Source organism: Actinocrinis sp., from assembly GCF_035653575.1.
Taxonomy (GTDB): Bacteria; Actinomycetota; Actinomycetes; order Streptomycetales; family Catenulisporaceae; genus Actinocrinis.
In genome coordinates, this window is sequence record NZ_DASRBQ010000169.1 from 1 (window position 1) to 24,629 (window position 24,629).

The following is a 24,629-nucleotide window of genomic DNA, read 5'->3' on the forward strand; positions in this document are numbered from 1 at the left end:
GCCTACTTCGCCGACCGGGCCGCGCTGACCGCAGACCAGATCAGCTCACTGACGCACGGATCAGGCGCCGACCCCTGCTGGAGCGAAGAGCGCGACCGGTTGCTGCTCGACGCCGCCGACGCGCTGCACGACGGCAATGACATCGACGACGCGCTCTGGGCCCGGCTCAGCGCCCAGTTCAGCCCCGAGCAGATCCTCGATGTACTGATGCTGTGCGGCTGGTACCACGCCATCAGCTTCACTGCCCGCGCCACAAGGCTCCAGCCGGAGCCGGGCGCACCTCGGTTCGACGCGGTGCGCACGTCCGGTGCGAAAGCCTGAGCGTGACAGTCACCAAGTAAGGCTTGTGACGTACTGCGGGCTGGATTGGGTGCGCCTGCGCAGCTCCGCCGCTGCGACGGGATGGTCGGCCAGCAGGAAGTCCTTGCCCTCGTCCAGGTTGTCGAAATCGAAGTACACCAGCGCCTTCACCGTCTTGGGGTAGCGTGCCGCCCAGTCCAGCACCAGGTCGACCGACTCCGCGGTGTCCGGCTTCGGCAGCTGCGGCGCCCATTCGGCGAGCATCAGGGGTTTGCCGTGCGCGGCGGCGAACTCGGCCATCTGGTCCATGCCGTCCGGGCCGTGCAGCAGGTAATCCGGTGAGGCGCCTTGCGGATAGGCGTCGAGCCCGACCCAGTCGACCGCGTCGTCCCCGGGATACCACGCCGAATCTTCGACGCCGTCCGGGCCAGTCCAGACGGTGGGGCACCACACGAACGCCGCGTTGCTCGCGCCCGCTGATTTGAAGACCTCGTAGACATGCCGCCAAGCCGAGATGAAGGCCTGAGGCGTGACCGCCGGCGGGTTCCACCGCGGATACCAGGTCGCGTTCATCTCCCAGTCGAGGCGGATGAACACCGGCCCGCCGTACGCCTTCACGGCCGCCGCCTGGTCCCAGAGGTAGCCGTCCTCCTGGCCTGCCGCGACGGCGCCGTCGACCAGCGAGAGGTTCCACGAAGCCATGGGAGCCATGCCCGGGCGGCTCCGGGCATCGTCGAGAATCGGCTCGAGCGGGCCGTTCGGGGTCGTCCACCGGTTGTAGATCGCCGGGTGCCCGGCGATGCCTGCTGCCTGGTCGAACGCGTCGAGACGGTAGAAGTCGGTCGACACCCCGAGCAGGACGGTCCCGTCCGGCGGCGCGAACGGCCCCGAGGCCAGGCGCCCAGGCGTGGTGACCGAAGTGGGGGTCGGCGCGGCGGAGGCTCTCGGCGCCGATCGTGCTGTTGGTGGCCGGCTACCGCGCGATGCTGCGTGCTGCTGTGCGCCGGTCGCGGCCAGCAAGGCGAAGGTGCCCAGGCACAGTGCCGCCGCCATCCGCCTGCGATATCGCGCCGCCGCGTAACTCTGCACGGGCATAGGCTCGCACGCCGCGCGGGGCAGTGGGGGAGTGCGGTCAGTCGTCCAGGCGTTCGATCTGTCGGATCTTGTTCATCGCGTCGAGCGCCGCGACCTTGTAGGACTCGGCGAGCGTCGGATAGTTGAACACCGCGTGGACCAGGTAGTCCACGGTGCCGCCGCAGCCCATGACGGCCTGCCCGATGTGCACCAGCTCCGTCGCGCCGGTGCCGAAGACGTGCACGCCGAGCAGTGAGCGGTCCTCGGGGGAGACCAGCAGCTTGAGCACGCCGTACGAGTCGCCGATGATCTGCCCTCGGGCCAGTTCTCGGTAGCGGGAGATGCCGACCTCGAACGGTATGCGCTCGTTGGTCAGCTCGTCCTCGGTGCGCCCGATGAAGCTGATCTCGGGGATCGTGTAGATGCCGATCGGCTGCAGGGTCGACATCACGTTGACCGGTTCGCCGCACGCGTGGTGTGCGGCCAGCCTGCCCTGCTCCATCGAGGTCGCGGCGAGCGCCGGGAACCCGATCACGTCGCCGACCGCGTAGATGTTCGGCACTTGCGTGCGGAAGTACTCGTCGACCGCGATGCGGCCGCGCGCGTCGGCGGCCAGCCCGGCGTTCTCCAGCCGCAGCCCCTCGGTCTGGCCCTGGCGCCCGGCCGAGTACATGACCACCTCGGCGGGGATCCGCTTGCCGCTCTCCAGGACCGCGATGGCGCCGCGGGCGTGCCGCTCCACCGCGGCGACCGTCTCGCCGAAGCGGAAGGTCACCGCCAGGTCGCGCAGGTGGTACTTGAGCGCCTCGACCACTTCGATGTCGCAGAACTCGAGCATCCGGGTCCGGGACTCCACCACGGTGACCTTGCAGCCGAGCGCGGCGAACATGGAGGCGTATTCGATGCCGATGACCCCGGCGCCGACCACGATCATCGACTGCGGCACCCGCTCGAGCCGCAGGATCCCGTCGGAGTCGATGACGGTGTCGCCGTCGAAGTCGACGGTCGCGGGCCGGGCCGGGGTGGTGCCCGTGGCGATGATGATGTGCTCCGCGGTCACCCGGGTCTCGCGGCCGGTGCCGTCGGAGACCTCGACCGTGTGCGCGTCGAGGAACGAGCCGAGCCCCGGCAGCATCGCCACGCGGTTGCGCGAGAGCTGGCTGCGGATCACCTCGACCTCTCGGCCGATGACGTGCTGGGTGCGCATGAGCAGGTCGGTGACGGTGATGTCATCCTTGACCCGGTAGCTCTGCCCGTACATCTCGCGCTGGCTCATGCCGGTGAGGTAGAGCACCGCCTCGCGCAGGGTCTTGGAGGGGATCGTGCCGGTGTTGATGCACACCCCGCCGACCATGTCCCGCCGCTCGACGACCCCCGCCCGCTTACCCAGCTTGGCGGTGGCGATCGCGGCCTTCTGCCCGCCCGGACCCGAGCCGAGAACGAGCACGTCGAAGTCGTACACGCGACCAGTGTGGCAGGCGGGGCGGTTGATCGGCTCCCTCTTCAGGTAGCCCGCGGGTAACCATAAGCGCACGTCCTGGGGCGCGAGCGGCTCGGGTCTCCGTCAAGCTCGCGTAGCCGCGCCCCCGGCCAGGTACCGCAACAGCTCGCCGAGGCCGAAGGTCCAGCGGGGCAGGTCCTCAGCGGCCGCGACCGTGTTGACCAGCGTGCCGAGGTGAGCGCTGTGAACCTGGACGAGGTCGCCGGTCTTGTGGGTGAACCCCTGACCGGGCTCGTCGCGGTCGGTCGTCGGCGCGAACAGCGTGCCGGTGTAGAGCGCGAACCCGTCTGGGTACTGATGGTGGTCTCCGATGGTCGCGCGCACGAGCTCCTCGAAAGGCCGGCTGATCCGCGACAGGCTGTTGCGACCTTCCATGTGAAAGCCGTCAGGACCGGACACGTGCAGCAGGATCTCCTCGTCGCGCAGGGTGTCGAGCGTGAATTCGCCGTCGAAGAGGCGGATGAAGGGGCCCAGCGCGCTGGAAGCGTTGTTGTCCTTCGCTTTGCCGAGCAAGAGCGCGGACCGTCCCTCGATGTCGCGGAGGTTGACGTCGTTGCCCAGCGTCGCGCCCACGACGCCGCCGCGGGAGTCGACGATGAGGACGAGTTCGGGTTCTGGGTTGTTCCACTTCGACGCGTGCGGGATCCCGACTCCCGCTCCCAGCCCCACCGAGGAGAGGACGGGCGCTTTGGTGAAGACCTCGGGGTCCGGTCCGATGCCGACTTCGAGATACTGCGACCAGAGGCCCTGCTCCCGCAGGACGCTCTTCGCGCGCAGCGCCTCAGGCGTCCCGGGGCGAACCGCCGAGATGCTGCTGCCGACGGCCTCGGCGATGAGCGCGCGGACCTCGGCGGCGCGTGCGGGATCGCCGCCGACGCGTTCCTCGATGACGCGTTCGATCATGCTGTCGACGAAGGTGACGCCGCAGGCTTTCACCACTTGAAGGTCGACCGGCGCGAGCAGGTGAGGTCGGGTCAGATCCTGCGCGAGCGATGCCTCGAGGACGTCCCTCGTCCGCCAGGACGGTTCGCCGGCGACTGCCCTGCGGACGACCTCGACGTGATCGGGTCGTTCCAGCAACTCGGAGACGGTCCCGGTCACGCTCGTCAGGTCGTAGACCGTGTCGCCATGCACGGTCGCGACGCGTGGGCCGCCGAACCGAGGGTCCCAGATACGGCCGAGCAGGAGCGCGTGATCGCTGTCGGTGGGCAGGAGCGGCAGGACGTCCGTAGTCATGGGTCCATGATTCCTCGCCGGCCGCGCCTACCAAGGGCCGCCGGCGCCGGGGCCGAGAGCAGTCAAAATTAACAGGCCCATCGAACGTGGTCATACCTGCGACCCAAGCAAACGGCTGCGAGCCTCCATCAGCGCGAACCCGAGCAGGTTCAGGCCGCGCCAGTGCACAGGATCGGCGGCGCGTTCGTCCGCCGCGCCAAGCCCGATGCCCCAGATCCGGTCACGTGGGCTAGCCTCCACCAGGACACGGCCCTCGGTCGCCACGAGGAAGTCGCGCAACGCCGGGTTCTGGCCGAATTTCGCGACGTTGCCCTCCACGACCAAATCGAACCGCCGCTGCGCCCACAGTTGCTCGTCGAAGCCACGCACAAGCCGCCCGAGTTTCTTCGCCTCGGCCGGGGTGCGTGCCGCAACGATCGAGGCCACCGCGTCCAGGTCGCCGAACAGCCGCGCTTTCGACGCCATCATCCAGTGCTCCGCGGAGGCGTATTCGACCTCATCCACCGTGAAACGACATGGCCACCACTGGCTCAAGCATCCCTTGCCGATGCTGCCGTCCGCCTGCGGCTGGTGGCCCCAGAACATCAGCCATTTGGGCGTCGCCCCGCACGCCATAGCCTCTATCAGCTGCGCGCGGGTGCGCGCGTGGAGCGCCTCGGTGCCACTGGTTGGCGTCATAGGACGCATCGTGCCAGTTCCGTGCATACGAGCGCTCGCGTAAATCGGTGTCAGTGCTCGCGTGTCACCCAGCGCTCGTGAAGAACTCGGTGAGTTTCCGGTTTAAGGTCTCCGGCTGTGCGAACGGGATCATGTGGTGGGAAACGGCGGGGAGCGTGTCGACGGTGACATTTGGCAGGGTTCTGCTCGCGCGCTTGGCGACGGTATCGACATTGTGCACCCGGCTGCGCTCGGCCAGCAGGACGAGCACCGGCACGTCCAGCGCTTGAAGGGCCGACTGCTTCGGCCTGCGCCCGGCGATGATCTTGCCCGTCGGAACTGTGGCGCTGAGCCGGTGCAGCGCGAGCCAGTCGGGGTCGAATTCGGCGCCGCGCGTTTCCCAGCGCAGGTAGGCGTCGTCGCCTCGGGCCGGGCGCAGCATGCCGGGCAGAGCGTGCCACAGGCAGGCCGGGGCGAAACCGGCGAAGCACTGGGTGGGGTCGAGCAGGGCGAGGCGGCCGATGCTGCCGCGCGGTGCGCGCAGGGTGTGTGCCAGGGCGAGCCAGGCGCCGAAGGAGTGGCCGCACACGTCGGCGCGTTGGATCTCGAGTGCGTTGAGTAGGTGGGTGAGCCAGTCCAGCAGGTCTTGCCGGGTGCGCACCGGCTGGCCGGTGTTGGGGCTGCGGCCGGGGTCGCCGATGGTGTCCGGAGCGTAGACGCGCCGGCTGCGGGAGAGGGCGGCCGCGTTCGCGTACCAGGAGGCTGAGTTGGAGCGGCCTCCGTGCAGCAGCACCAGCGGCGGCGCGTCACGGGGTCCGCAGGCGTTGAGCCGCGTCGTGCCGAACCGGGACGGCACGTCGATCGCCTCGACCGGCACGCCCCAGCGCGCGATGAGCGTGTCATAAACCGCGTCGAAGGCGCCGAGGGCCTCGCCGGCGGCGGCAGGCGATTGCGAGCTGGACTGTGCTTGAGATCGTGCGTGCATGGTGGCCCCGTCCGCCAGTAGTATCGATGAGTGAGTTACTCACTCATCGAGAGAATAGAAGGGTAGCGGATGCCACGCAACGCACCCGGGGACCGGCAGACGGCGATGCCGGGCGTTGAGATGGCCGCGCACCCCCGCATGGGCCTGGTGCATCTGCTGCGGTCAGTGGCCGTCGACCTGGACCTGCAGGCCGCCACGTTCGCCACCGAGAACCGTCTGCATCCGACCGACGTACGCGCCCTGATCGCCATGCTCGACGCCGAACGCACCGAGGAATCGATGACCCCGGGACGGCTCGGCGCGCGGCTGCACCTGAATTCCCCGGCCACGACCGCCGTGATCGACCGGCTCGAAGCGCTCGGCCTGCTCGCCCGCGAACGCGACCCGCACGATCGCCGGCGCGTGCTGCTCATCGTCAGCGAGCAGGCCAAGACCCTGGGCTGGAGTTTCTTCGGGCCGTTAATCGCGCGGATCCTCGCCGCCATGGACGAATTCGACGACGCAGACCTCGACGCTTACGAACGCGTCCTGCGCGCGGTCGCGCAGGCACTTCCGGCGGCCAAATAGCGGACAACCGTCGCAAGTGAACTCGAATTCGATTCGGCAAACGATTGCCGATTACTCCGGCGACCCGAATGGTCACGCACTGTGTAGAGCAGTTGATGCTCCGCCCTATATTTGTCGGCGAATACGACACCCCGTGTAATGCGCGTTTTGCCGACTTTGCGACGGCGGATTGCCGCCGCAGGGGTAACAATCATTGCGATACCAGCCTGCGGATACTCGGTCCGGCGTAGTATCCGTTCGTCATGCGCGGGCCCCGTAATTTCGGTGGACCGTCTTCACCGACTTGCTGGGGGCTGGGGTGGCACTCCACGCGCGAACGGCGAAACGGCAGCGCGTCCTGGACTTGAACACGCGACAACAGCTGCCGCTGCGCGTCGTACTGCTCATCCTGGCGCTGGTGCCCAGCGTGGCGATGACCGTGCTGTGGGCCGTTAACTCCAACCGGCTGTACAACAACTGGCACAGCGTCAGCAACCACAACACGCAGACGGTGCGTTATGCGACGCCGGTGTTCAGTATCTTCTACAGCCTGCAGGCCGAGCGGCGCCTGAGTGCCGCCGTGCTCGTTGATCCGACCGATTACCAGGCGAAACTCGCGACGCAGCGCAAGGTGACCGACGCCGGCATCGCCGGCCTGAGGGCCTTGAGCGGCCCGGCCCCCGCCGACATCGTGGCGGGCGTCGCGCAAATCGAATCAGGGCTGCAGCAACTCGGCACCTACCGCTTCGCCGTGGATGTGCGCACCGTTTCGCAACAGCAGATCTACGACGATTACACCGGCCTGATCGCCGCCGACCTGCAACTGTTCAACTCCCTGAGCGACGTGGGACTCGCCGACCAGAACTTCCGGGTGCGGCCGGAGATCGACTCGGTCTGGGGCATCGAGATCCTGGCGCGCGAGGACGCCCTGCTGACCCCGGGCATCGTGGGCGGCACCGTCTCGAGTTCCCAGCGCGCGCAACTGGCGCAGCTCAGCGGCGCCGAGCAGTTCATCTACGACGACAAGGTCGTGCCGCTGCTGCCGCCCGCCGAGGCCGGGCAGTACCGCGCCCTGATCGCGAGTAACGCGTGGCAGCAGAAGACGCGCGTGATGCAGACCGTGATCACCTCCGCGCCGTCCGCCAACGGCACCGCGCTGCCGGCGGCGCTCGGCGCCCAGTGGCAGCAGAGCATCGCCGCGATCACCCCGCAGTTGCAGGGCCTGAACATCGAACTGGGCACCGCGCTCACGCAGGCCACCTCGGCCGAGGTGCACGGCCTGGCGACCGACCTCGTCCTCGACACGGCCGTCGGCTTCGGCGGCGTGCTGCTCATCGTGGGGCTGACCCTGTTCCTGACCGGGGTGCTGCGCCGCCGGATATTCGCGCTGCGCAGCGCGGCGCTGGACCTGCAGGTGCGCCTGCCCGACGTGGTCGAACGGCTGCGCCGCGGCGAACAAGTGGACACCGACGCCGAACTGCCCGCGCTGCATTACGGCGGCGACGAACTGGGCATGCTCGGCCAGGCGCTCAACGCCGCACGAGCCAGCGCGCTGGAGACCGCGGTCCACCAGGTGGAGCAGTACCGCGGCTTCGAGCGGCTGCTGCAGCGCATCGCCCGGCGCACCCAGCTGCTCATCGGCCTGCAGATGAAGCGCGTGACCGAGCTGGAGCGCCGCTACGAGGACGCCGAGCTGCTCGAAGGCCTCTTCGACCTGGACCACTTGACCGCGCGGCTGCGCCGCTACGAGGAGAACCTGGTCATCCTCGGCGGCGGGCAGCCGCAGCGGCGCTGGCGCAAACCGGTGGCGCTGCTCGACGTGCTGCGCTCCGCCCAGGGCGAGGTGCAGGACTACCGGCGCATCCGCATCGAGACCGGGAACACCACCTGGTTGTCGGAGCGGGCGGTCGGGCCTGTCGTGCACATGCTCGCGGAGCTGATGGAGAACGCGGTCGCCTTCTCCAAGCCGCCGAACCCCGTGGAGGTGACCGCGTCCCTCGTCTCGCGCGGCCTGGCCATCGAGATCGAGGACCGCGGCGTGGGCATGGCGCCGGAACAGTACGCCGAAGCCAACACGCTGATGTTCGACCCGCCGAAACTGGATGTGGTCTCGCGCGCTGACGACGCCCGCCTCGGCCTCTACGTCGTGGCCCGCCTGGCCGCCGGACTCGGGATCAAGGTGGAGCTGCGGCCCTCCTCCTTCGGCGGCACCCGCGTCGTCGTCCTGATTCCCCTCGACCTGGTGCACACCGCGAACCACCAGCCCGCCCCCGACGACGCGGCGCAGCAGGGCGAACCCATGTCGCGCCGGCTGTCCGCCGTGTACAGCACGTCCGCTGACACCGCATCTCTCGCCGCAACGGCGCACGACGCAGTGGAAGAGGACCGGCACGATGGCGCGGGCGGGGAAAGCGACTGGGCTCTGTCCGGCGTCGGCGCCCGACTCGCGCCCGTGCCGGGAGACTCCGGCACCCGCACTGCCTCCGGGCTCAAGCCGCTGCCCAAACGGGTGCGGCTGGCCAGCCTGGCGACCGAGCTGCGCGAATACCGCGCGCCGGGCGATCCGGACGCGGGTACGAGCAACGCCGAGCAGGACGCGCCCACGCTGCTGCCTCAGCGTTCCGGCGCCACGATCGGAGCGTTCCAGCGCCAATCGCGCTTGGCCCGCGCCGCCGCGAAGGACGAGGACCCAGCCACGCAACCCGAGCCAGGTCTTAGCACGAGCCCGGAAGAAGACGAACGATGACTCACCCCACCTTCGCGACGCAGCGCACCACGGCCACCGACCGCGACCTGGATTGGCTGCTCGACCGGCTGATCGAGCAGGTCCCCGGCGCGCGGCACGCGGTCGTGCTGTCCGACGACGGCCTGGTCATCAGTCAGTCGCGCGGCATAGAGCGCGCCGACGCCGAGCGGCTGGCCGCCATCGCGACCGGCCAGCAGAGCCTCGCGCGCGGCGTCGCGGAGATCTTCGACGGCGGCGGCACGCATCAGGTCATCGTGGAGCTGGCCCGGCTGTGGCTGTTCATCAGCGCGGCCGGGCACGGCACGCACCTGGCGGTGCTCGCGGAGCAGGACGTCGACGCCGAGGTGATGGCGGTCGCGATGCACACCCTCGTCTTGCAGGTCGGCCGGCACTTGGGCACCGAGACGCGTGCACCGGCGAAGCAGGAAGGGGCTGATGCGGGTGAACCATTGGGCCGACGAGTTCCTTGAGGAAGACCCGGACGACTCCTTCGTGCGGCCCTACACCATCACGCACGGCCGCACGGTTTCCGCCCGGGACGACCTGACGCTCATCACGGTGATCAGCACGCTGACGGCCCCGGACGGCCTCGTGGACGGCCGGGGCCTGGAGCCCGAGCACCGCTTCATCCTCGACCAGTGCCGCACGCCCTGCGTGCTGGCCGAGGTCGCGGCAAGGCTCAACCTGCCGGTCGCGGTCGCCAAGATCCTCATCGGCGACCTGATCGACGCCGGCAGGGTGTCCGCGCGGCCGCCGCTGGCGGTGGCCGTCGGGCAGCGACCGGACATCTCCCTTCTGCAGGCGGTGCGCGATGGACTACGACGACTCTGACCGGCGGCCTGCCGCCGCGGCGCCGGCGCCTGCCGCCGTCAAGATCCTGATCGCGGGCGGCTTCGGCGTCGGCAAGACCACGATGGTCGGCGCGGTCAGCGAGGTCGCGCCGCTGCGCACCGAGGAGTACCTGACCGTGGCCGGAGTCGGCGTCGACGACGTCCGCGGAGTAGCCGGCAAGGCCACCACCACGGTCGCCATGGACTTCGGGCGCATCACCGTCAGTTCCGGCCTCGTGGTCTACTTGTTCGGCACGCCGGGCCAGGAGCGCTTCTGGTTTATGTGGAACGACCTGGTGCACGGCGCGCTGGGGGCGGTCGTGCTGGCGGACACCCGGCGGCTGGAGGGCAGCTTCGGTTCGATCGACTTCTTCGAGAGCCGCGGCATCCCCTTCGTGGTCGGCGTCAACTGCTTCGACGGATATCAGGACCGCACCATCCCAGAGGTGCGCGAAGCACTAGACCTCGACGCGCGGGTGCCGATCCTGATGGGCGATCTGCGCAAGCGCTCCGACAGCCGGGACCTGCTGCTCGCCCTCGTCGACCACCTGATGGCCGATCAACCGGTCGCGGCCGGGTGAGCCGGCGCGGAGTGGGTCCTCCCACCGCGCGGTGCGGTTGAGATGTCGTGAGGCCGGCTACGGTGGCGCCACGTGGGCCTTTACGCCGCTGTCACGGCAGGTATTCGATCACGCAATATCGCTGGGGCAGGCTGTTGTCATGAGCAAGCCGCCGGGGAACCATCATCGCGAACTGATCGAACTGGCCGCGCTGTTCGCGGCCGCGGGGATCGCCGACCTGTTCACGAATCTGCTCGGCCACCGCATCGAGGGACCCACGGTCCTGATCGCGCTCGGCATCGTGGTCGCCGTCGCCACGCTGGTGAACCTGCGGCGCGACGCGCGCAGGACGCGAGCGCGCATCGCCTCGCGGCCCGCTTGCGAGCGCGCCACGGCCGACTACGGCGCCGTGGCCGGTGAACTGTGGCGCGTGCGTACCGCGGTGCAGGACACCCCCGGTCGCCTCGCAGTGCTCGCCGGCGCGTTCGCCGCCGTCGGTGCCAACATCCTGGCTCTGCAGGTCCAACCGGTCGCCGACGGGGTGGTCGACGAGTTCCTGGTCGAGGCCGGGGCCGAGGTGACCGCCGAGCAGCTGGGCGCCGCCGTGGCGTCGGCCGGCGGCGGTCAGGTGCATGTCGCGCCCGCCGACGTCAGCGCCCTGACGGATCTGCCGACTCGGGCGCTCACGCTCGCGCACCGCCTGATGCGCGAACCGGAGGCGCTGCGCTTCGTGCTTGCCGAACTGCTCAGCTCGGCGCAGGTCGAGTGGCGCGCGGACGAGGACGACGTCCGCGCGAGCGACGAAGCCGAGAACACCGTGATACAGGTACGCGACCCGCACGCCGGAGTCGTGCTCGTTTCGCGCCCCGGCATCCCGTTCACCCCGGCGGAATCCGCTCGCGTGCAGGCCATGGCCGATCTGGTGGGCGCGAGCGTGGTACGCCGCTAACCGTTCGTCGCCGCGGCGAGGCCGCCGACCAACTGAGGCTGCTATCTGAGGCTGCGCAGGAACTTCTTGCGTTCTTCCTCGACCGCGTCCAAGAACCAGTCGGGCAGCGTGCCATGCTCGCGCAGCGCCGCCACCTCGGCAGGGCTCAGCCGCTCGGAGACCCGGTCTACGGGCACGGAGTAGGTCGCCAATCGATCATCGATGACCTCTGTGGACAGATCGCGCGCCAAGCCCGACCCCACCCCGGGCCGCCCGCGACCGGACGAGCCGACGATCCGCAGCAGCGTGCTCCACCACGGACGCGAACGCTTAAGCAGCACCGGACGCGCAGCCAGCCAGGCAAGCCTGCCAGTCGTAAGGTGCTGATTCGGTACCCACTTCGGCGCAGGCGTCGCCATCCTCAATCCCCGTCCCTCTCAGCAACCCATGGAGCACCAGCGCCAATATGTTAGCGGTGGTCGACCCACGTGTAGCTAGGCGGCTCACGGCTGCGGGCCGTTTCGGAACGGCTGCTACACCAAGCAGGCGAATCAACGGTTTTCGAACGGACAAAGGGCGGGTAGGTGGGCTGCGTGTCTGCCCGTGCGCTCTTCCACACCGCTCCGCGCTGTGTGGAGATCAGGGAGGTGCCCACGCCACAGCCGGCGGCCGGCGAGGTCCTCGTCCACACCATCTGCTCCGGCATCAGTGGTGGCACCGAACGCCTGGTGTACCGCGGCGAGGTTCCCGCCGAGTCGGCGCTGGACGACACGATCGACGCGCTCGCCGGTACCTTCTCGTATCCATTCGCCTATGGATACGCATGCGTCGGCGAAGTGGCCGAGTCCGGCCAGACGGTGTTCGCGTTCCATCCGCACCAGGACGTCTTCGCGGCGCGGGCTGATGATCTGATTGCGCTACCTGCCGTCGACCCGGCGTGCGCGACCTTGTTTCCCCTGGTCGAGACGGCGTTACAGGTGACGCTCGACGCAGGGTCCGGATATCGCGACCGGGTCGTCGTCCTCGGCGCCGGCGTGCTCGGGCTGCTGACCGGCCTGCTGCTGCAGCGGGCCGGATGGCGGCCGCTGATTGCCGAACCGCTGGCGTGGCGCCGCACCCTGGCCGACAGCCTCGGTCTGGCCACCGCCGCTCCGCAGGAACCGGGGGACGAGAAGGTCCCGCTGGTCATCGACGTCAGCGGCAACCCGGATGCGCCGGCCGCGGCGCTGGACCTGCTGGCCCACGAGGGAACCCTGCTGATCGCGTCCTGGTTCGGCACCAAAGCGGTGGTGCTGCCGCTCGGCGGCGCCTTTCACCGGCGGCGCCTGACCATCCGCAGCACGCAGGTCTCCACGGTGCCGGCCGGGCTGTCCGGGACCTGGAGCCGGTCTCGGCGCCGCCGAGAGGCCGTAGAGTTGCTGACCGAACTGCCCTTGGCGCGGCTATGCACGCACGTCTTCGCCTTCGGCCGGGCAGCCGAGGCGTTTGAAGCGGTGGACCAGGGGCTACCCGGCTTGATGCACGCCGTTCTTGACTATGACAGGAGTGCGGTCGGTGACCTGTGAAGTCGGGTTGAGCCGGAACGTGCGTGCTTTCCACATCATGCCGGGGCTGCCCGGTCCCGAGGGGCAGCTGCATGATCACGACTACCGGATCGAGATCGTCGTGGAGCGCGAGCAGCTCGACGAGCGCGGCATGGTCTGCGACCTGGACGTGCTGGAAGCGGCGCTGACCGAGCTGACTGGCCGGGTCGAGGGCCGCGACCTGGAGGAGATCCGCCCGGCCGGGGCCGAGGCGGTCACGGTCGAGGTGTTCGCCCGCTGGGTGCACGACAGCCTCTCGCCCACGGTCGCTGCCGAAGGCGGCGAGATGCTGGCGGTGCGGGTGTGGGAGAACCCCGTCGCGTTTGGCGGGTACCGTGCCCGATGCTGACGCTCCGGCTGACCACTCCGGGCAGCCTGGCGGGGCTGAGGTCCGGCCACTGAACCGTTCCCCTGGCGTGTCCGTCTTTCTGTCATGGGAGCAGGCGGCACGACATTCTCGTCACCGGCGCGGGACGGCCGTATGACCTTGGGCTGGGATGACCCGACGGACAATCCCACGACCACGATCCTGCTGCGGCACGGCGATACCCGGCTGTCACCCGAGCACCGCTTCAGCGGGCTGTGCGACCTCCCGCTCAGCGCCAGCGGGACCCGGCAGGCCCGGGCCGCCGCCTGCCGCCTGGCCACCGGTACCCCGATCGACGTCGTGGTCAGCTCGCCGTTGCAGCGCGCCGTCGACACCGCGGCCATCGTGGCCGGCGAGCTGGGCCTGACCGCGCTGGTCGACGAGGACCTGCGCGAAACCGACTTCGGCGGCTGGGAGGGCCTCACGCTGGCGGAAATCCAGCAGCGCTGGCCCGCGGTCGCGGCAGCCTGGCGGCGCGATCCCGAACAGGCGCCCCCGGGCGGGGAGAGCTTCTGCGACACCGCGCGGCGGGTGAACCGGGCCTGCGACCGGCTGCTGCGGGACCACACAGGCAAGACCGTCCTCGTGGTCAGTCACATCACCCCGATGAAGATCCTGCTGTGCCGGGCTCTCGGAGTCCCGATCGACACCGTCTACCGGCTCTATCTCGGCTCCGCGTGCATCAACGAGATCCGATGGCACGGCCGCGGCTTCGCCACCGTGCACCGCGTCAACGACACCAGCCACCTGCCCTGACCCAGCCGCCTGCCCTGACCCAGTCGCATCCCCGGGCTCAGCCGGCCGGCCGGGTGTTGAAGGTGTCGAGGAACTGGTCGCGGAAGGCGTCCATCGGCTCGAGCGGGGCGGAGGGTCCTGGCAGCAGCCCGTCCTGCCAATGCCAGGGGGTGATCCGCTGCAGCACGGACGGATCGCGGGCGATGATCGAGATCGGCACCTCGTGGTTGGCGCCGGCCCCGCTGACGGTGGTGTTGGGCTGGTGGTCGCCGAGCAGGATGAGCACGAGGTTCGGGTCGTTAGCCTCGGTGACCCACGAGGTGAGGGCCGACATCGAGTACTGGATCGACTGGCCGTAGAACTGGCGCACGGTGGCGGCGCTGCGCCAGACCGCGATCGGGGACTGGCTGCGCGCGGGCATGGGGTCGAAGATCGAGCCGTCGCCGACCTGGTCCCAGGGCACCATGCTCGGCAGCGGCGCCCAGGGCGTGTGCGAGGAGACCAGGTCGAACTCGGCCATCACGGGCTTGTGGCCGGGGGTGAGCTCGAGGCGTTGGAACGCGGCCAGGGTGTACTGGTCGGGCATCGAGGCGTAGCTGAAGGTCGGGCCGTGGTAGCCGACGTTGCGCCGGTCGTAGAGCTTGTCGAAGTGGTAGAAGGACGAGCCGGCCGGCCAGGTGTACTCGTCGGACGGCGCGTCGCTGACGGTGCGCCAGCCGGCCTTGTGGAACGCGTCGGTGAGGTTGAACCGGTGGCTGGTGACGAGTTCGCCGTACCGCTGCTCGGTGTTGACCCATACGCCCGACTGCAGGGTGGAGTGGGCGAGCCAGCTGATCCCGCCGAAGGTGGGGGAGGTGAGCCAGGCGCTGCGGGTGGACCAGCCGGCGTCGGCCAGCGAGGCGGTGCTCTTGCGCAGGACGGAGTCGACGCCGGGGGAGAAGGTCGTGCCCTGGACGGCGACCTGCCCGTAACTCTCGACGAAGGCGATGATGACGTCCTTGCCACGCAACCCGGTGAGCAGGTCCGAAGCGGGGACGCTCGCCGCAGGGTCGTAGCCGGTCAGGGACTGCTGGAAGGCGCGGTTGTCGCGCAGCGCCGCCCGAGTGTCGCGCACCTGCGCGACGGCCAGCGAGGCGGTGCTGGTGGAGGCCACCGGGAATCCCGGGACGAGCTGCACCGACAGGGCCGCGCACAGCGCCCAGACCACGGTGAGTCCGGCGAGCCCCCGAGCGGTGCCACGGCGATGCCGGGCCGCCACGGAGGTGATGCGAACCGCCGAGGCGGTGATCCCGCCGACGATCAGCACGACGCCGACCCACAGCGCGACGAGCGCGACATTGGTGCGCGCGGGGCCGATCGCGTCGCGCACCACGCCGAGCGCGGGGCCGATGTCGCCCCAGTCCAGCACCGGGTTGAACGCCCGGTCGACCTCCGTGTAGAACCCGACGTCGAGGATCTTGACCAGCGTGAGCAGGCCGAACAGGAATCCGGCGACGGCGGCCAGGATCCGCCGCGGCCGGGCCGGCAGCACCAGCGCGACGGCGACCAGCACCAGGCCCTCGAGCGGGACGCGGACGAAGGCGGTGAACGAGTATTGCTCGGCATGTTCGGGAGCGAGCAGAACGCCCCACACGATCGCGGCCGAAAGCACCGTGACGGCCACCCGCAGGACGCGGCGGGTGCGCGCGGTGGCGCCGGCGCGGCACAGCCAGATCACGTCGCGGCCGAACGACTCGGCCAACAGCAGCGCCGCGGCGGCGACCGCGAGCATCCCGGTGAGCTGAGCCAGCAGCCCGGACGCGGCGACGGTCAGCACGATGCCCTGCACCGCCGCCACGACCTTGCGCCAGTACCGGGGCGGCAGCTGCGCGGCCAGCCACGGGACCACCCAGCCCGCGAGCAGGAACACGTAGCGGGCGGCGCCGATGACCAGCACCCAGTTGCCGTAGTCCTGGGAGACGGCGATGCTCAGCAGCAGGATGAGAAAAGCGTCGGCCTCGCCGTCGATGCGGGCGCCCAGTGGGGTGGTGGTGCCGGTACGGCGGGCCACCTGCCCGTCCACGGCGTCGAGCACCAGCGCGACGGTGGCCAGCGTGACCAGCGCGGTAACCGACACCGGCCGGCTGAAGGAGTCGGCGACGAGGCCCGCGACCCCGGCGATCAGCAGGCTGCGGCTCAGGGTGACCCAGTCCGCCGGGAAGATCGCCGCTGGCTCGCCGCGCATGCGGGCCGTGACCAGCAGCGTGCTCGCCGCCGAACCGGTGGCCAGACCGCTGATCCAGCCGGCGACGCCGAGGCCCGCCGTCGCGGACACGATTCCGAGCAGGGCGGCTGTGGCGAGCAGCCCCAGGATCGCCGCGAGCCGAATCGTCGCCGGCGCGTCCCTGCCCGCGAGCGCAGTGGTAGGCGGTGCGCCTTCGTCCGCAGCCTGAATCGTACGCACCGTGCCTCCGTAGCCAATGTGCCGCCGTCCTCGTGCGGAGAACGGGCCTGCAGTCACGCTGGTTCACCGCGACCGGGCGCGGGCGCCCGCAACGCTACCCCAGGCGGGCCGGTTGCCGTGTGTGTCCCGTTGCAGGGGTGTGTCCGGCTGCACAGTGTGTCCCGTCGCACAGTGCGTCTGGTTGAACTGTGCGTCTGGCCAGTGCGTGTAAACCGGTGTGGCTGATTTGTACTCGGTTGCGGCCAGAATCGGCCCGGGCGTCCGCCGCTTCGGCTCACCCCTGCTGCGCCTGGCGGCCGGCGCCGTCGTGCTGTGGTTTCTCGGGCGGCAGGTCGGCGCGGCGCCGTTCGAGAACGGGCTGCGCGCGGTCACCTGGCAGGCCGTCGCGGTCGCCGGCACGCTCACGCTTGCGACCTCGGTGTGTTGCGCCTGGCGATGGCGGGTCGTCGCCCGGGCGCTCGGCGTCGACATCGGCCTCCCGGCCGCGGTCGGCGCCTACTACCGTTCGCTGTTCCTCAACTCCGTGCTGCCCGGCGGGGTCCTCGGCGACGTAAACCGCGCGGTCACGCACGGTCGGCGCGCAGGCGACGTGGTGCGGGGGCTGCGGGCGGTGGCATGGGAACGACTGTGGGGCCAGGTCGTCCAGGCCGTGTTGACCGCGGGGGTGCTGCTGACGCTGCCGTCGCCGGTCCGGCCCGCGCTGCCCTACGTCCTGGCGGGTGCGGCGGGCGCTGCCGGGTGTGCTGCGCTGCTGGTGCGGCGCGCGGCCCGCCACGGCAGGCCACGGCTGGCACGCGCCGCCCGAGCCGTGTCCGACGACCTTCGCCGCGGCCTGCTGGCCCCCGACGTGTGGCCCCAGCTCACCGTGGCCTCCGTGCTGGTCGTCGTCGGGCACACGGTCACATTCGTCATCGCGGCCCGGGTCGCCGGCTGCACCGCGCCCCTGGGCGAGCTCACCGCGCTGCTGATGATCATCCAGACCGCGGCGGTGATCCCCTTGAGCGTCGGCGGCTGGGGGCTGAGGGAGGGAGCCGCCGCCTGGGTCTTCGCCGCGGCCGGGCTCGGCGCGGCCGCCGGGGTCACGGTCTCCACCCTCTACGCGGTGCTCATGCTGGTCGCGGTCGTCCCCGGCGCGGGCCTGCTGCTGGGCGACGCCGTGCGCCACCGCCGCGACCAGCGACAACCGGCCCAGTCGAGACGGCCCGATCCGGCGCCGCGGGCGTTGGAGGCCGTTCGTGATTGACCGGGCAGATCCGCGGCCCGTGCGGAGCGCCACACCGGCGGCGATCCGCCAGCGTATTCGCCTCCCGCTGCGTCTAGCCGACGACTTTTCGACCACTGCGACGATCGTCAGTTTCACCGGACTGGCTGATGCGCGCCAGCACATCGCCCTCGAACTCGGCCAGCCGGCGGCGGCCGAATCACCGCTGGTGCGCGTACACAGCGAATGCCTCACCGGCGACGTGTTCGGCAGTGAGCGCTGCGATTGCGGGGCGCAACTGCGCGAAGCGATCGAGCGGATCGCCCAGCAGGGCGGCTATCTGCTGTACCTACGCCAGGAAGGCCGCGGCATCGGACTATACGACAAGCTCGACGCCTACGCGCTGCAAGACGGCGGCTTGGATACCTACGACGCGAATGTCGCGCTCGGTCACCAGGCCGACGAGCGCGACTACACCAGCGCCGCCCAAATGCTGCACGCGCTCGGCGCCACCCGCATTGTGCTGCTGAGCAACAACCCGGATAAAGGTGCTCAGCTCGCCCGCCTGGGCATCACCATCGCCCAGCAGGTTCCGACCGCGCTGCACCTTACCGAGGCCAACGCCGCCTACCTGGCCACCAAGGCCCGGCGCGGCGGGCACGATCTCATCGCGCGGGGGCTCGACGGCCGTCCGCGGTGACTACCGTGGCGAGCGGCCCACGAAATCAAGCTGGTGGGCGATATAGACCAGCTCGCCCGCGGCCAGCTGCCGGTAGCGCTCAGCCAGCCAGTCGGCCAGATCGGTCGGTTCCACCCGGTCGTGGCGGCTGCGTAACGCATCCCGGATCGTGTCGAGGATGCAGCGCACGAAGTAAGCCTCATCGCCCGGGTAATCGCCCTTCGGATCGGCGCTCACGACCCAGTCCGAGGATCCCGCCGCCAGAGCGGGTGCCCCCGCCGTCCGTAGGTGCTGAAACAGATGGCGGCCCGTTCGGCTTTCCCCGGCCGGCCTGCCGTAGCGAACGCGCTCGTCCATATCGCGGTGGTACGCCCTCATCACCTGGTCGTCGTGCGGGTGGTCGGGCATGAAGACGCTCTCGCCGTCGTAGTTGATCGTGAACCAGTAGACGCCGCCGGGAACGAGCAGCTGCAGCAGCCCGGGCAGGACGGCCGGCACGTCCACCAGGTCCAGGACGGCGTTGGCGATCAGCACGTCAGCCCGCGCCCCGCGCTCGGCCTCCAGATGACTCGCGAGCTCGGCGTGCACCAGGCGCACCCGAAGGTCACCCAGCTGCAGCCCGTCCGGCAGCAGGTCGCTGCGCAGGCCGCGCACGTCCGCCCAATCGCACAACCACCGGCGAGAGCCATCCAGCAGCCGACGATCCGCGTCAAGCAAAACGTACTCGCCGCTGCTGAGCACGCCCCAGTCCATCAGGCGCGCCACCATCGTCCCCAGCCCGGCGCCGACCTCCAGCACCCGCGGCGCGCCGGCGGGCATCAGCCGGCGCAGCTCGGCCAGCACCTGCCGGTTGAGCGCCCGATCGTCCACGGTCGTCTTCGCGGTCAGGTAGCGGGAGAAGTTCGAGGTCATCGAAGTCTCATCGAGGTCGGTCATTTCTTCTCGGCCACCATCGCGAATTTGCGCATCCGCCCGCTGCCGAGCCAGTCGCTCCACAGCCGATGGGCCGCGATCAGCTCGGCGGCGGTCCGCGATCCGATCTCGTCGGCGATCTGGCGAGCATCGGCCCGGTAGGAGTCGAGCAGCGCCGTCGCCGTCGCGTGGTGGGAGGAGCTGTGCTCCTGCTGCCAGGTCACTGTCAGCCCCGAGTCGTGCAGCATGGTCGTCAGCTGCGTCAGCTCGATGGGCCAGACCGTGTCGGCTGCGGGCATTCGCGCCCGCTCCTGCTGCGTGAGCGGCCGGCCTTCCTCGACCGTGAAGGCGAAACGCCCGCCCGGCTCCAGCACGCGCGCCACCTCGCGTACCAAGGCGTCCTTGTCCGGGAAGGCCAGCATCGTCTCCAGCAGGAAGGCCACCTCGAAACGGCCCTGCGGCAGCGGCGGGAGGTGAGCCTGCTCGAAGCGGCAGGGAAGCTGCCCGGCCCGCTCACGTGCGGTGGCCAGCGAGCTGGCGGACTGGTCGACACCCAGATAGCGGCACGCCGACTCCGCCGCGATCATCCGGCCGGGACCGGCCACCCCGCAGCACAGGTCCAGCACCGAGACCCCGGAACCGACCCGGGCCCGGCGAGCAAGCTCCCGGATCTCGCCCGCCTGCATGAAGCTCTCCTGGCCCACATACTGGGCCGCGGGAAAGGCGGCCGCCCGGGCCCGCTCCAGCGCCGTCGACAATGTGCTCGCCGATCCCGTCTCACGTCAGACCCGCGCGGTGTCCGGCCCGGCGTAGCCGCACCGCCGATCGTCCCGGGTTGAACCACGACTGTCTTTTCTTACGTACCACTGTATGTAGGTATGACGGTTCGGCGGCGAGTGTGGTTCAGCTCGGCCGCAGGTGGGGCCGGCTTGGTGCGGCAGACGCTCTGGAGGGCCGGGAACGAGATGCTGGTCCACGTAGTAGCCCCCGCGGGGTTCGAGTCCCCCGATCGGCCTACCGGCGGCAATATTTACGATCGGCGCGTCTGCGCCGGACTGGCCGAGGCCGGATGGGACGTGCTGGTCAGGACCGTGGCCGGGGCGTGGCCGGAACCCGGAGCGGGCCCCCGCGCCGACCTGGCCCGTATCGTCTCCGCCATCCCCGACGGCGAGACCCTCCTGATCGACGGGCTGATCGCCTCGGCGGCCGCCGCGCAGCTGCTGCCGCACGCCGGACGGATCCGCAGCACGGTGCTGCTGCATATGCCGCTGGCCACCGCCCTCGACACGTCTCACGACGCCGCCGCGGAACGCTCCGAACACGCCGTGCTCCACGCGGCCACCAGCGTGGTCGTTACCAGCGAATGGACCCGCCAACAGGTGCTCGCGCGATACGGGATCCCGGCCCACCGGGTGCGCGTCGCCCGGCCCGGCGTCGATCGGGTCACCGAACCGGCCCGGCCCGTGCGCGGCCAACTGCTCTGCGTCGGAGTCCTCGCCCACCACAAGGGCCAGGATCTCCTCGTCGAGGCGCTCGCGCAGCTGGCTGACCGTGACTGGCACTGCATGCTGGTCGGACCGCTCGACCGGGACCCGGAGTTCGTCGAGGGACTGCGGGCCCGGATCTCGCGCCTCGGCTTTGGCCACCGCATCCGGCTCACCGGCGTCCTGAGCAGCGCAGAGCTCAGCGACGCATACAGCACCGCCGACCTGCTCGTTGCCCCGTCCCGGTCAGAGACCTACGGCATGGCCGTCACCGAAGCGCTCTCCCACGGCCTGCCCGTCATAGCCGCCGCCGTCGGCGGGCTGCCCGAAGCACTCGGCTTCGCGCCCGACGGCTCCCGTCCCGGCCAACTGGTCCCGCCCGGCGATCCAGCCGCGCTCGCTGCCGCGCTCGGAGAGTGGCTGAGTGACGAGCGCCACCGGCGCCGGCTGCGGGCCGCCGCACACCGCCGGCGCTCGACCCTGCACGGCTGGGACCAGACCACGCACGAGATAGCGACCGCGCTGACCGCCCAGGCAGAGCCCCGGGTGAGCTTTTCCGGCGCCGTCCATCGGGAGGAAGGAGCGCAGCGCCGATGACCATCAGAACCGAGAGCCGCATCACGATCGACAACGACGTCCGGGAGGTGTGGGCGTATCTCTGCGACGTCGGACGCTGGCCGGAGTGGGCGCCGACGGTGCTCGAGTGCCGGGTTCGCGACGGCGCCGCGCTTGAGCCCGGCGCACGACTGGATCAGCGGGCGAAGCTGATACTCGGGCTCTCGCGCGGCCGCAGCCAGCAGGTAACCCTCGTCGAGGCGCCCCGGTACGTGGCGTTCGCCGGGCCGATGGGAACCTCCGCGGCGCGCTGGGGGATGGAGCTTGAACCGCTGGACGACAAGCGGACCGACGCCACGATGTGGATCGAGGTCGATCTCGGAGGCGTCATGCGCGCGGTCCCCGGCCGAGTTCTCAAAACCCGAATTCAGCGGGTGAGCGACCGCGAGATGCTCGCGATCAAGGCCGCTGTCGACTCCGCCGCGCGGGAAGGCGCGCAGCCCTAGCGAGGCTGGTGCGCGGTTCCACCGCGACGGTAGCGAGATCGAGGAGCACACCGTGAGCCAGATCGACCATACCCGAGAGCACCTGATCGAGACGTACCGCAAGAAGGCGAAGCACTACGACGTCACATCGCGGCTCTACCCCGCGCCCGGCTACCCCCAGCAGGCACAACGCCTGCGGGCCGTACAAGCGCTCGGCCTTCGCGCGGGGGACAGCGTGATCGACATCGCCTGCGGGACCGGCCTGAACTTCCCGCTGATCGAGGCGGCGATCGGTCCCGGCGGCCGGATCATCGGCGTCGATCTGACCGACGCGATGCTCGCCCGCGCCCAGGAGCGGGTAGAGACGAACCACTGGCGCAACGTCTGCCTCGTGCAAGCCGACGCCGCCGACTTCGAGTTCCCGGCCCGGGTCGACGCGATCCTGTCCACCTATGCCCTCTCGCAGGTGCCTGAGTGCGCGCAGGTGATCGCGCACGGCGCCGCGGCTCTCGCCGGAGGCGGACGCTGGGTCGTGCTGGATTTGAAGGTCCCCGGCAACACGCCCGAGTGGCTGGCGCGGCTCGGCACCGCGATCGTGCGCCACTTCGCCTCTATCGACGAGTGGATGATGCGCAGCCCGTGGGACGCGATTCACGCGGCGATGCAGGAAGAACTTGCCGATCTCTCTTGGACCGAGCTGTTCTTCGGGACCGCGTTCCTCGCGGCCGGCTCCCGCGGCCCGCGACCCTCCGCGGCCGAGCCCGGGGGAGCGGCGATGCTGGTTGAAGAGGCGGTGTTGGCTGAAGAGGCGGTGCTGGCTGAAAAAGCAGTGCTCGCTGAAGCGGCCAGGATCGATCGCAGCGACTGACCCGATGTCACGCACGACCTTCCTAGCCATCGGCGCCACGATTGCGGCGCTCCTTGTCAGCGGATGCAGTGGCTTCAGCCGCAGCGGCACATCCCTCTCGTTGCCCGCGACCTCCGCCGCCGCGAATCCGGTGCAGCGAGAGAATTCGCGCCCAGGCACCCCCGGCTGGGAGATCCCGGCCAACGCCGGGACGGTGATCACCGGCTACGCCTCGGAAACCAGCGTCACACCTGGGCAAAGCTTTCAGCTGCACGTAGCCGCGCCGCCAGGCTCGCGCTATCGCGTATTCGTATACCGACTCGGGTGGTACCAAGGGATCGGAGGGCGCCTGATCGCGTGCGTGCCGGGCTGCCGCTCTAGCCACGCCGCGATCGCACAGCCCCCGCCGACCACGCCCGACTCCGTCACCGGGCTGTTCCGGGCCCCATGGCGGGTGACCGAGAACGTCGTGATCCCGTCCGACGCTGCCTCCGGCTACTACGAGGCCAAGCTCGAGATCGTGAGCGGCGCGCACGCCGGCGCTGTGGGAAACGTCCCGCTGATCGTGCGTCAGAACCCGGCGGCTCCCGCGACCGCAGTATTGGTCCAGGTGCCGGTGAACACCTGGGAGGCCTATAACCCATGGGGCGGAAAGAGCCTCTACCAGTTCAACACCAGCAGGCACGCGCTCGAGGTGTCGTTCGACCGCCCCTTCGACCAGTCCGAATTCCACGACATGGTCACGCGGCTCGAGCTGCCCTGGGTCCGCTTCCTGGAACGCAGCGGCATCGACGTCTCCTACCAGACCGACATCGACACGGACACGACTCCTGGATCGCTGCTGCACCACCGCCTGGTGTTCTCGATCGGCCACGACGAGTACTGGACGCAGCAGATGCGGGAGGCGTTCGACCAGGCGCTGGCGCGCGCGGTGAACCTGATGTTCGGCTCCAACAGCGGCGAGTGGCGGATGCGCTATGCCGCCGGCCGGCGGGCGATCGTGGAGTGGCGCGACAGCTCACTCGACAGCTCTCTCGATCCGGTCCGTGACCCGCGCCTGGAAAGCGGGTTCTTCAGCTCCTTCGGCGAGCCAGAGTGCAGGCTGATGGGAGTGGAGCATTTGTGGGCGGCGCAGCGCGATCTGACCTCGCCGCCCACCGCGTACACGGTCGTCGGGCCGCGCAGTGATCCGTGGCTTGCGGCCGCCGGTTTGGCGCCCGGGGACGTGATACCGGGCGTCGTCGGCTACGAGTGGGACTCGTACATCCCCGATTGCTTCGCAGGCCAGGTGGTGCGGCTGATGACCACGAGCATTCCGGGGTCCGGCGGTGTCACGCACAGCGCGGACATGGTGCGGGCCACTGCGCCGAGCGGAGGTCGCGTGTTCGCGATGGGCACCATGGAACTGGCCTGGGCGCTCGACGGACAGGGCGGACGCTCCGCTGACCCGCGCGTGACCGCGTTGGTCACAGCAGCCCTGCGCGATCTGACGCGCTCCGCCCGGTGATTTGTGCCGTTCCGCAACTCGCTCCGTGCCCTGACTCGGGCGCGCAACGGCCCCCGGACCCGTCCAGCCCGCCGTCGTAGCGTCTAGGACGTGCTTTCGGCCGCGCCGGTGCGACCATCCTTGCGAAGCCGGATGGTCGCCGTGCCCTCGTCGAGGTCGATATAAGAGGTCGGAGGCGCTCCGGCCTCCTCGTCCTCACGCAACACGAGCGAGGTATGGCGCTGCTTGAGTTCCTGGGCCTTGCCGGCGGACAGATGCCCCTGCAGCACTTCGAAGCCGGTTGAAGCGACACCTCGAGTGCCCGACTGTCGCCGCCACGGGATGATTCCGGCCTTTCCCAGCCGCAGCAGCAGCGTCTCGACCACTGCGAGCCCGGTCAGCAGCACCACGAGCGCGGGAAGCGACAGCAGCCACAGAATCACGCCAGCTCAACGAGCATGCACGCCCGCGCGTTCCCGGCCGCGTGCG

The 24,629-nt window shown here is 70.1% G+C and carries 26 protein-coding genes; 16 read left to right on the forward strand and 10 right to left on the reverse strand.

What is annotated here, in order from left to right; genetic code table 11:
* The coding region (locus tag VFA06_RS22975) for a carboxymuconolactone decarboxylase family protein (RefSeq protein WP_414639951.1) at positions 1-321 on the forward strand (321 nt) is incomplete at its 5' end.
* A 9-nt stretch (positions 322-330) separates the two neighbouring features.
* On the opposite strand, the gene VFA06_RS22980 is transcribed toward VFA06_RS22975, so the two are convergent.
* The 5 genes from VFA06_RS22980 to VFA06_RS23000 form a co-directional block, all read right to left on the reverse strand.
* On the reverse strand, positions 331-1,389 hold the full coding sequence (locus VFA06_RS22980) for a glycoside hydrolase family 26 protein (RefSeq protein WP_324842761.1): 1,059 nt from the start codon (positions 1,387-1,389) through the stop codon (positions 331-333).
* A 43-nt stretch (positions 1,390-1,432) separates the two neighbouring features.
* Positions 1,433-2,836 (reverse strand): Si-specific NAD(P)(+) transhydrogenase, encoded by a 1,404-nt coding sequence (gene sthA / locus VFA06_RS22985; protein ID WP_324842762.1) that lies wholly within the window; start codon positions 2,834-2,836, stop codon positions 1,433-1,435.
* Positions 2,837-2,938: 102 nt separating this feature from the next.
* Positions 2,939-4,111, reverse strand: coding sequence for a fumarylacetoacetate hydrolase family protein (locus VFA06_RS22990; RefSeq protein ID WP_324842763.1), 1,173 nt, complete (start codon positions 4,109-4,111; stop codon positions 2,939-2,941).
* Between the two features lie 90 nt (positions 4,112-4,201).
* Positions 4,202-4,789 carry an NADAR family protein gene (locus VFA06_RS22995; protein WP_324842764.1) on the reverse strand — a complete coding sequence of 196 codons (588 nt, stop codon included), beginning with the start codon at positions 4,787-4,789 and terminating at the stop codon, positions 4,202-4,204.
* Between the two features lie 64 nt (positions 4,790-4,853).
* Positions 4,854-5,753 (reverse strand): alpha/beta fold hydrolase, encoded by a 900-nt coding sequence (locus tag VFA06_RS23000; RefSeq protein ID WP_324842765.1) that lies wholly within the window; start codon positions 5,751-5,753, stop codon positions 4,854-4,856.
* Between the two features lie 165 nt (positions 5,754-5,918).
* Here VFA06_RS23000 and VFA06_RS23005 point away from each other — a divergent pair, with 165 nt between their 5' ends.
* The 6 genes from VFA06_RS23005 to VFA06_RS23030 all read left to right on the forward strand — a co-directional run bounded on the left by VFA06_RS23005 (position 5,919) and on the right by VFA06_RS23030 (position 11,384).
* The gene (locus tag VFA06_RS23005; RefSeq protein WP_324842766.1) at positions 5,919-6,320 is read left to right on the forward strand and encodes a MarR family winged helix-turn-helix transcriptional regulator; all 402 of its coding nucleotides are present in this window, start codon (positions 5,919-5,921) and stop codon (positions 6,318-6,320) included.
* 343 nt (positions 6,321-6,663) lie between these two features.
* On the forward strand, positions 6,664-9,045 hold the full coding sequence (locus VFA06_RS23010) for a nitrate- and nitrite sensing domain-containing protein (RefSeq protein WP_324842767.1): 2,382 nt from the start codon (positions 6,664-6,666) through the stop codon (positions 9,043-9,045).
* Positions 9,042-9,515, forward strand: a complete 474-nt coding sequence (locus VFA06_RS23015) for a roadblock/LC7 domain-containing protein (protein WP_324842768.1) — start codon at positions 9,042-9,044, stop codon at positions 9,513-9,515. Before VFA06_RS23010 ends, VFA06_RS23015 begins: the two co-directional genes overlap by 4 nt.
* Positions 9,481-9,876: a DUF742 domain-containing protein gene (locus VFA06_RS23020; RefSeq protein WP_324842769.1), complete on the forward strand. Its 396-nt coding sequence runs from the start codon at positions 9,481-9,483 to the stop codon at positions 9,874-9,876. The genes VFA06_RS23015 and VFA06_RS23020 overlap by 35 nt, the downstream gene beginning before the upstream one ends.
* Entirely contained in the window at positions 9,857-10,456 is a 600-nt protein-coding gene (locus VFA06_RS23025) for a GTP-binding protein (protein ID WP_349260310.1), read from the forward strand. The genes VFA06_RS23020 and VFA06_RS23025 overlap by 20 nt, the downstream gene beginning before the upstream one ends.
* A 139-nt stretch (positions 10,457-10,595) precedes the next feature.
* Positions 10,596-11,384, forward strand: coding sequence for a hypothetical protein (locus VFA06_RS23030; RefSeq protein ID WP_324842770.1), 789 nt, complete (start codon positions 10,596-10,598; stop codon positions 11,382-11,384).
* A gap of 41 nt (positions 11,385-11,425) precedes the next feature.
* Here VFA06_RS23030 and VFA06_RS23035 read toward each other — a convergent pair whose 3' ends face one another.
* The gene (locus VFA06_RS23035) at positions 11,426-11,782 is read right to left on the reverse strand and encodes a hypothetical protein (RefSeq protein ID WP_324842771.1); all 357 of its coding nucleotides are present in this window, start codon (positions 11,780-11,782) and stop codon (positions 11,426-11,428) included.
* 174 nt (positions 11,783-11,956) lie between these two features.
* Here VFA06_RS23035 and VFA06_RS23040 point away from each other — a divergent pair, with 174 nt between their 5' ends.
* The 3 genes from VFA06_RS23040 to VFA06_RS23050 all read left to right on the forward strand — a co-directional run bounded on the left by VFA06_RS23040 (position 11,957) and on the right by VFA06_RS23050 (position 14,069).
* Positions 11,957-12,928: a hypothetical protein gene (locus tag VFA06_RS23040; protein WP_324842772.1), complete on the forward strand. Its 972-nt coding sequence runs from the start codon at positions 11,957-11,959 to the stop codon at positions 12,926-12,928.
* Complete coding sequence (locus VFA06_RS23045) at positions 12,918-13,295, forward strand: 6-carboxytetrahydropterin synthase (RefSeq protein ID WP_324842773.1); 378 nt, start codon at positions 12,918-12,920, stop codon at positions 13,293-13,295. Before VFA06_RS23040 ends, VFA06_RS23045 begins: the two co-directional genes overlap by 11 nt.
* Before the next feature lie 132 nt (positions 13,296-13,427).
* Positions 13,428-14,069, forward strand: a complete 642-nt coding sequence (locus VFA06_RS23050; RefSeq protein ID WP_324842774.1) for a histidine phosphatase family protein — start codon at positions 13,428-13,430, stop codon at positions 14,067-14,069.
* A 37-nt stretch (positions 14,070-14,106) separates the two neighbouring features.
* Here the strand turns inward: VFA06_RS23050 and VFA06_RS23055 are convergent, their stop codons facing one another.
* Positions 14,107-16,491, reverse strand: a complete 2,385-nt coding sequence (locus tag VFA06_RS23055; RefSeq protein ID WP_324842775.1) for a CDP-alcohol phosphatidyltransferase family protein — start codon at positions 16,489-16,491, stop codon at positions 14,107-14,109.
* Positions 16,492-16,708: 217 nt separating this feature from the next.
* Here VFA06_RS23055 and VFA06_RS23060 point away from each other — a divergent pair, with 217 nt between their 5' ends.
* Both VFA06_RS23060 and VFA06_RS23065 read left to right on the forward strand, forming a co-directional pair.
* On the forward strand, positions 16,709-17,734 hold the full coding sequence (locus VFA06_RS23060; protein ID WP_324842776.1) for a lysylphosphatidylglycerol synthase transmembrane domain-containing protein: 1,026 nt from the start codon (positions 16,709-16,711) through the stop codon (positions 17,732-17,734).
* Complete coding sequence (locus VFA06_RS23065; protein ID WP_324842777.1) at positions 17,727-18,392, forward strand: GTP cyclohydrolase II; 666 nt, start codon at positions 17,727-17,729, stop codon at positions 18,390-18,392. The genes VFA06_RS23060 and VFA06_RS23065 overlap by 8 nt, the downstream gene beginning before the upstream one ends.
* Here VFA06_RS23065 and VFA06_RS23070 read toward each other — a convergent pair whose 3' ends face one another.
* Positions 18,393-19,367 (reverse strand): class I SAM-dependent methyltransferase, encoded by a 975-nt coding sequence (locus tag VFA06_RS23070; protein ID WP_324842778.1) that lies wholly within the window; start codon positions 19,365-19,367, stop codon positions 18,393-18,395.
* Positions 19,304-20,041, reverse strand: a complete 738-nt coding sequence (locus VFA06_RS23075) for a class I SAM-dependent methyltransferase (protein ID WP_324842779.1) — start codon at positions 20,039-20,041, stop codon at positions 19,304-19,306. Before VFA06_RS23075 ends, VFA06_RS23070 begins: the two co-directional genes overlap by 64 nt.
* Positions 20,042-20,248: 207 nt before the next feature.
* Between VFA06_RS23075 and VFA06_RS23080 the strand changes: the two genes are divergently transcribed.
* The 4 genes from VFA06_RS23080 to VFA06_RS23095 are packed head-to-tail and all read left to right on the forward strand — an operon-like array spanning position 20,249 to position 24,161.
* Positions 20,249-21,364, forward strand: a complete 1,116-nt coding sequence (locus VFA06_RS23080) for a glycosyltransferase family 4 protein (protein ID WP_349260312.1) — start codon at positions 20,249-20,251, stop codon at positions 21,362-21,364.
* A complete protein-coding gene (locus tag VFA06_RS23085; RefSeq protein WP_324842781.1) occupies positions 21,361-21,828 on the forward strand; it encodes an SRPBCC family protein in 468 nt (155 codons plus the stop codon). The genes VFA06_RS23080 and VFA06_RS23085 overlap by 4 nt, the downstream gene beginning before the upstream one ends.
* Positions 21,829-21,880: 52 nt before the next feature.
* On the forward strand, positions 21,881-22,675 hold the full coding sequence (locus VFA06_RS23090; RefSeq protein ID WP_324842782.1) for a methyltransferase domain-containing protein: 795 nt from the start codon (positions 21,881-21,883) through the stop codon (positions 22,673-22,675).
* A 4-nt stretch (positions 22,676-22,679) separates the two neighbouring features.
* Entirely contained in the window at positions 22,680-24,161 is a 1,482-nt protein-coding gene (locus VFA06_RS23095) for a N,N-dimethylformamidase beta subunit family domain-containing protein (protein ID WP_324842783.1), read from the forward strand.
* A gap of 83 nt (positions 24,162-24,244) precedes the next feature.
* Here VFA06_RS23095 and VFA06_RS23100 read toward each other — a convergent pair whose 3' ends face one another.
* Positions 24,245-24,583, reverse strand: a complete 339-nt coding sequence (locus VFA06_RS23100) for a DUF6191 domain-containing protein (RefSeq protein ID WP_324842784.1) — start codon at positions 24,581-24,583, stop codon at positions 24,245-24,247.
* Between the last annotated feature and the right edge of the window lie 46 nt (positions 24,584-24,629).

What these genes read in the sequence shown, in the direction of transcription:
- VFA06_RS22990 (WP_324842763.1), bottom strand. Translation starts at nt 4,111, where the DNA reads ATGACTACGGACGTCCTGCCGCTCCTGCCCACCGACAGCGATCACGCG.
- VFA06_RS23000 (WP_324842765.1), bottom strand. Translation starts at nt 5,753, where the DNA reads ATGCACGCACGATCTCAAGCACAGTCCAGCTCGCAATCGCCTGCCGCC.
- VFA06_RS23020 (WP_324842769.1), top strand. Translation starts at nt 9,481, where the DNA reads ATGCGGGTGAACCATTGGGCCGACGAGTTCCTTGAGGAAGACCCGGAC.
- VFA06_RS23025 (WP_349260310.1), top strand. Translation starts at nt 9,857, where the DNA reads ATGGACTACGACGACTCTGACCGGCGGCCTGCCGCCGCGGCGCCGGCG.
- VFA06_RS23095 (WP_324842783.1), top strand. Translation starts at nt 22,680, where the DNA reads ATGTCACGCACGACCTTCCTAGCCATCGGCGCCACGATTGCGGCGCTC.
- VFA06_RS22995 (WP_324842764.1), bottom strand. Translation starts at nt 4,789, where the DNA reads ATGACGCCAACCAGTGGCACCGAGGCGCTCCACGCGCGCACCCGCGCG.
- VFA06_RS23035 (WP_324842771.1), bottom strand. Translation starts at nt 11,782, where the DNA reads ATGGCGACGCCTGCGCCGAAGTGGGTACCGAATCAGCACCTTACGACT.
- VFA06_RS23015 (WP_324842768.1), top strand. Translation starts at nt 9,042, where the DNA reads ATGACTCACCCCACCTTCGCGACGCAGCGCACCACGGCCACCGACCGC.
- VFA06_RS23080 (WP_349260312.1), top strand. Translation starts at nt 20,249, where the DNA reads ATGCTGGTCCACGTAGTAGCCCCCGCGGGGTTCGAGTCCCCCGATCGG.
- VFA06_RS23050 (WP_324842774.1), top strand. Translation starts at nt 13,428, where the DNA reads ATGACCTTGGGCTGGGATGACCCGACGGACAATCCCACGACCACGATC.
- VFA06_RS23085 (WP_324842781.1), top strand. Translation starts at nt 21,361, where the DNA reads ATGACCATCAGAACCGAGAGCCGCATCACGATCGACAACGACGTCCGG.
- VFA06_RS23030 (WP_324842770.1), top strand. Translation starts at nt 10,596, where the DNA reads ATGAGCAAGCCGCCGGGGAACCATCATCGCGAACTGATCGAACTGGCC.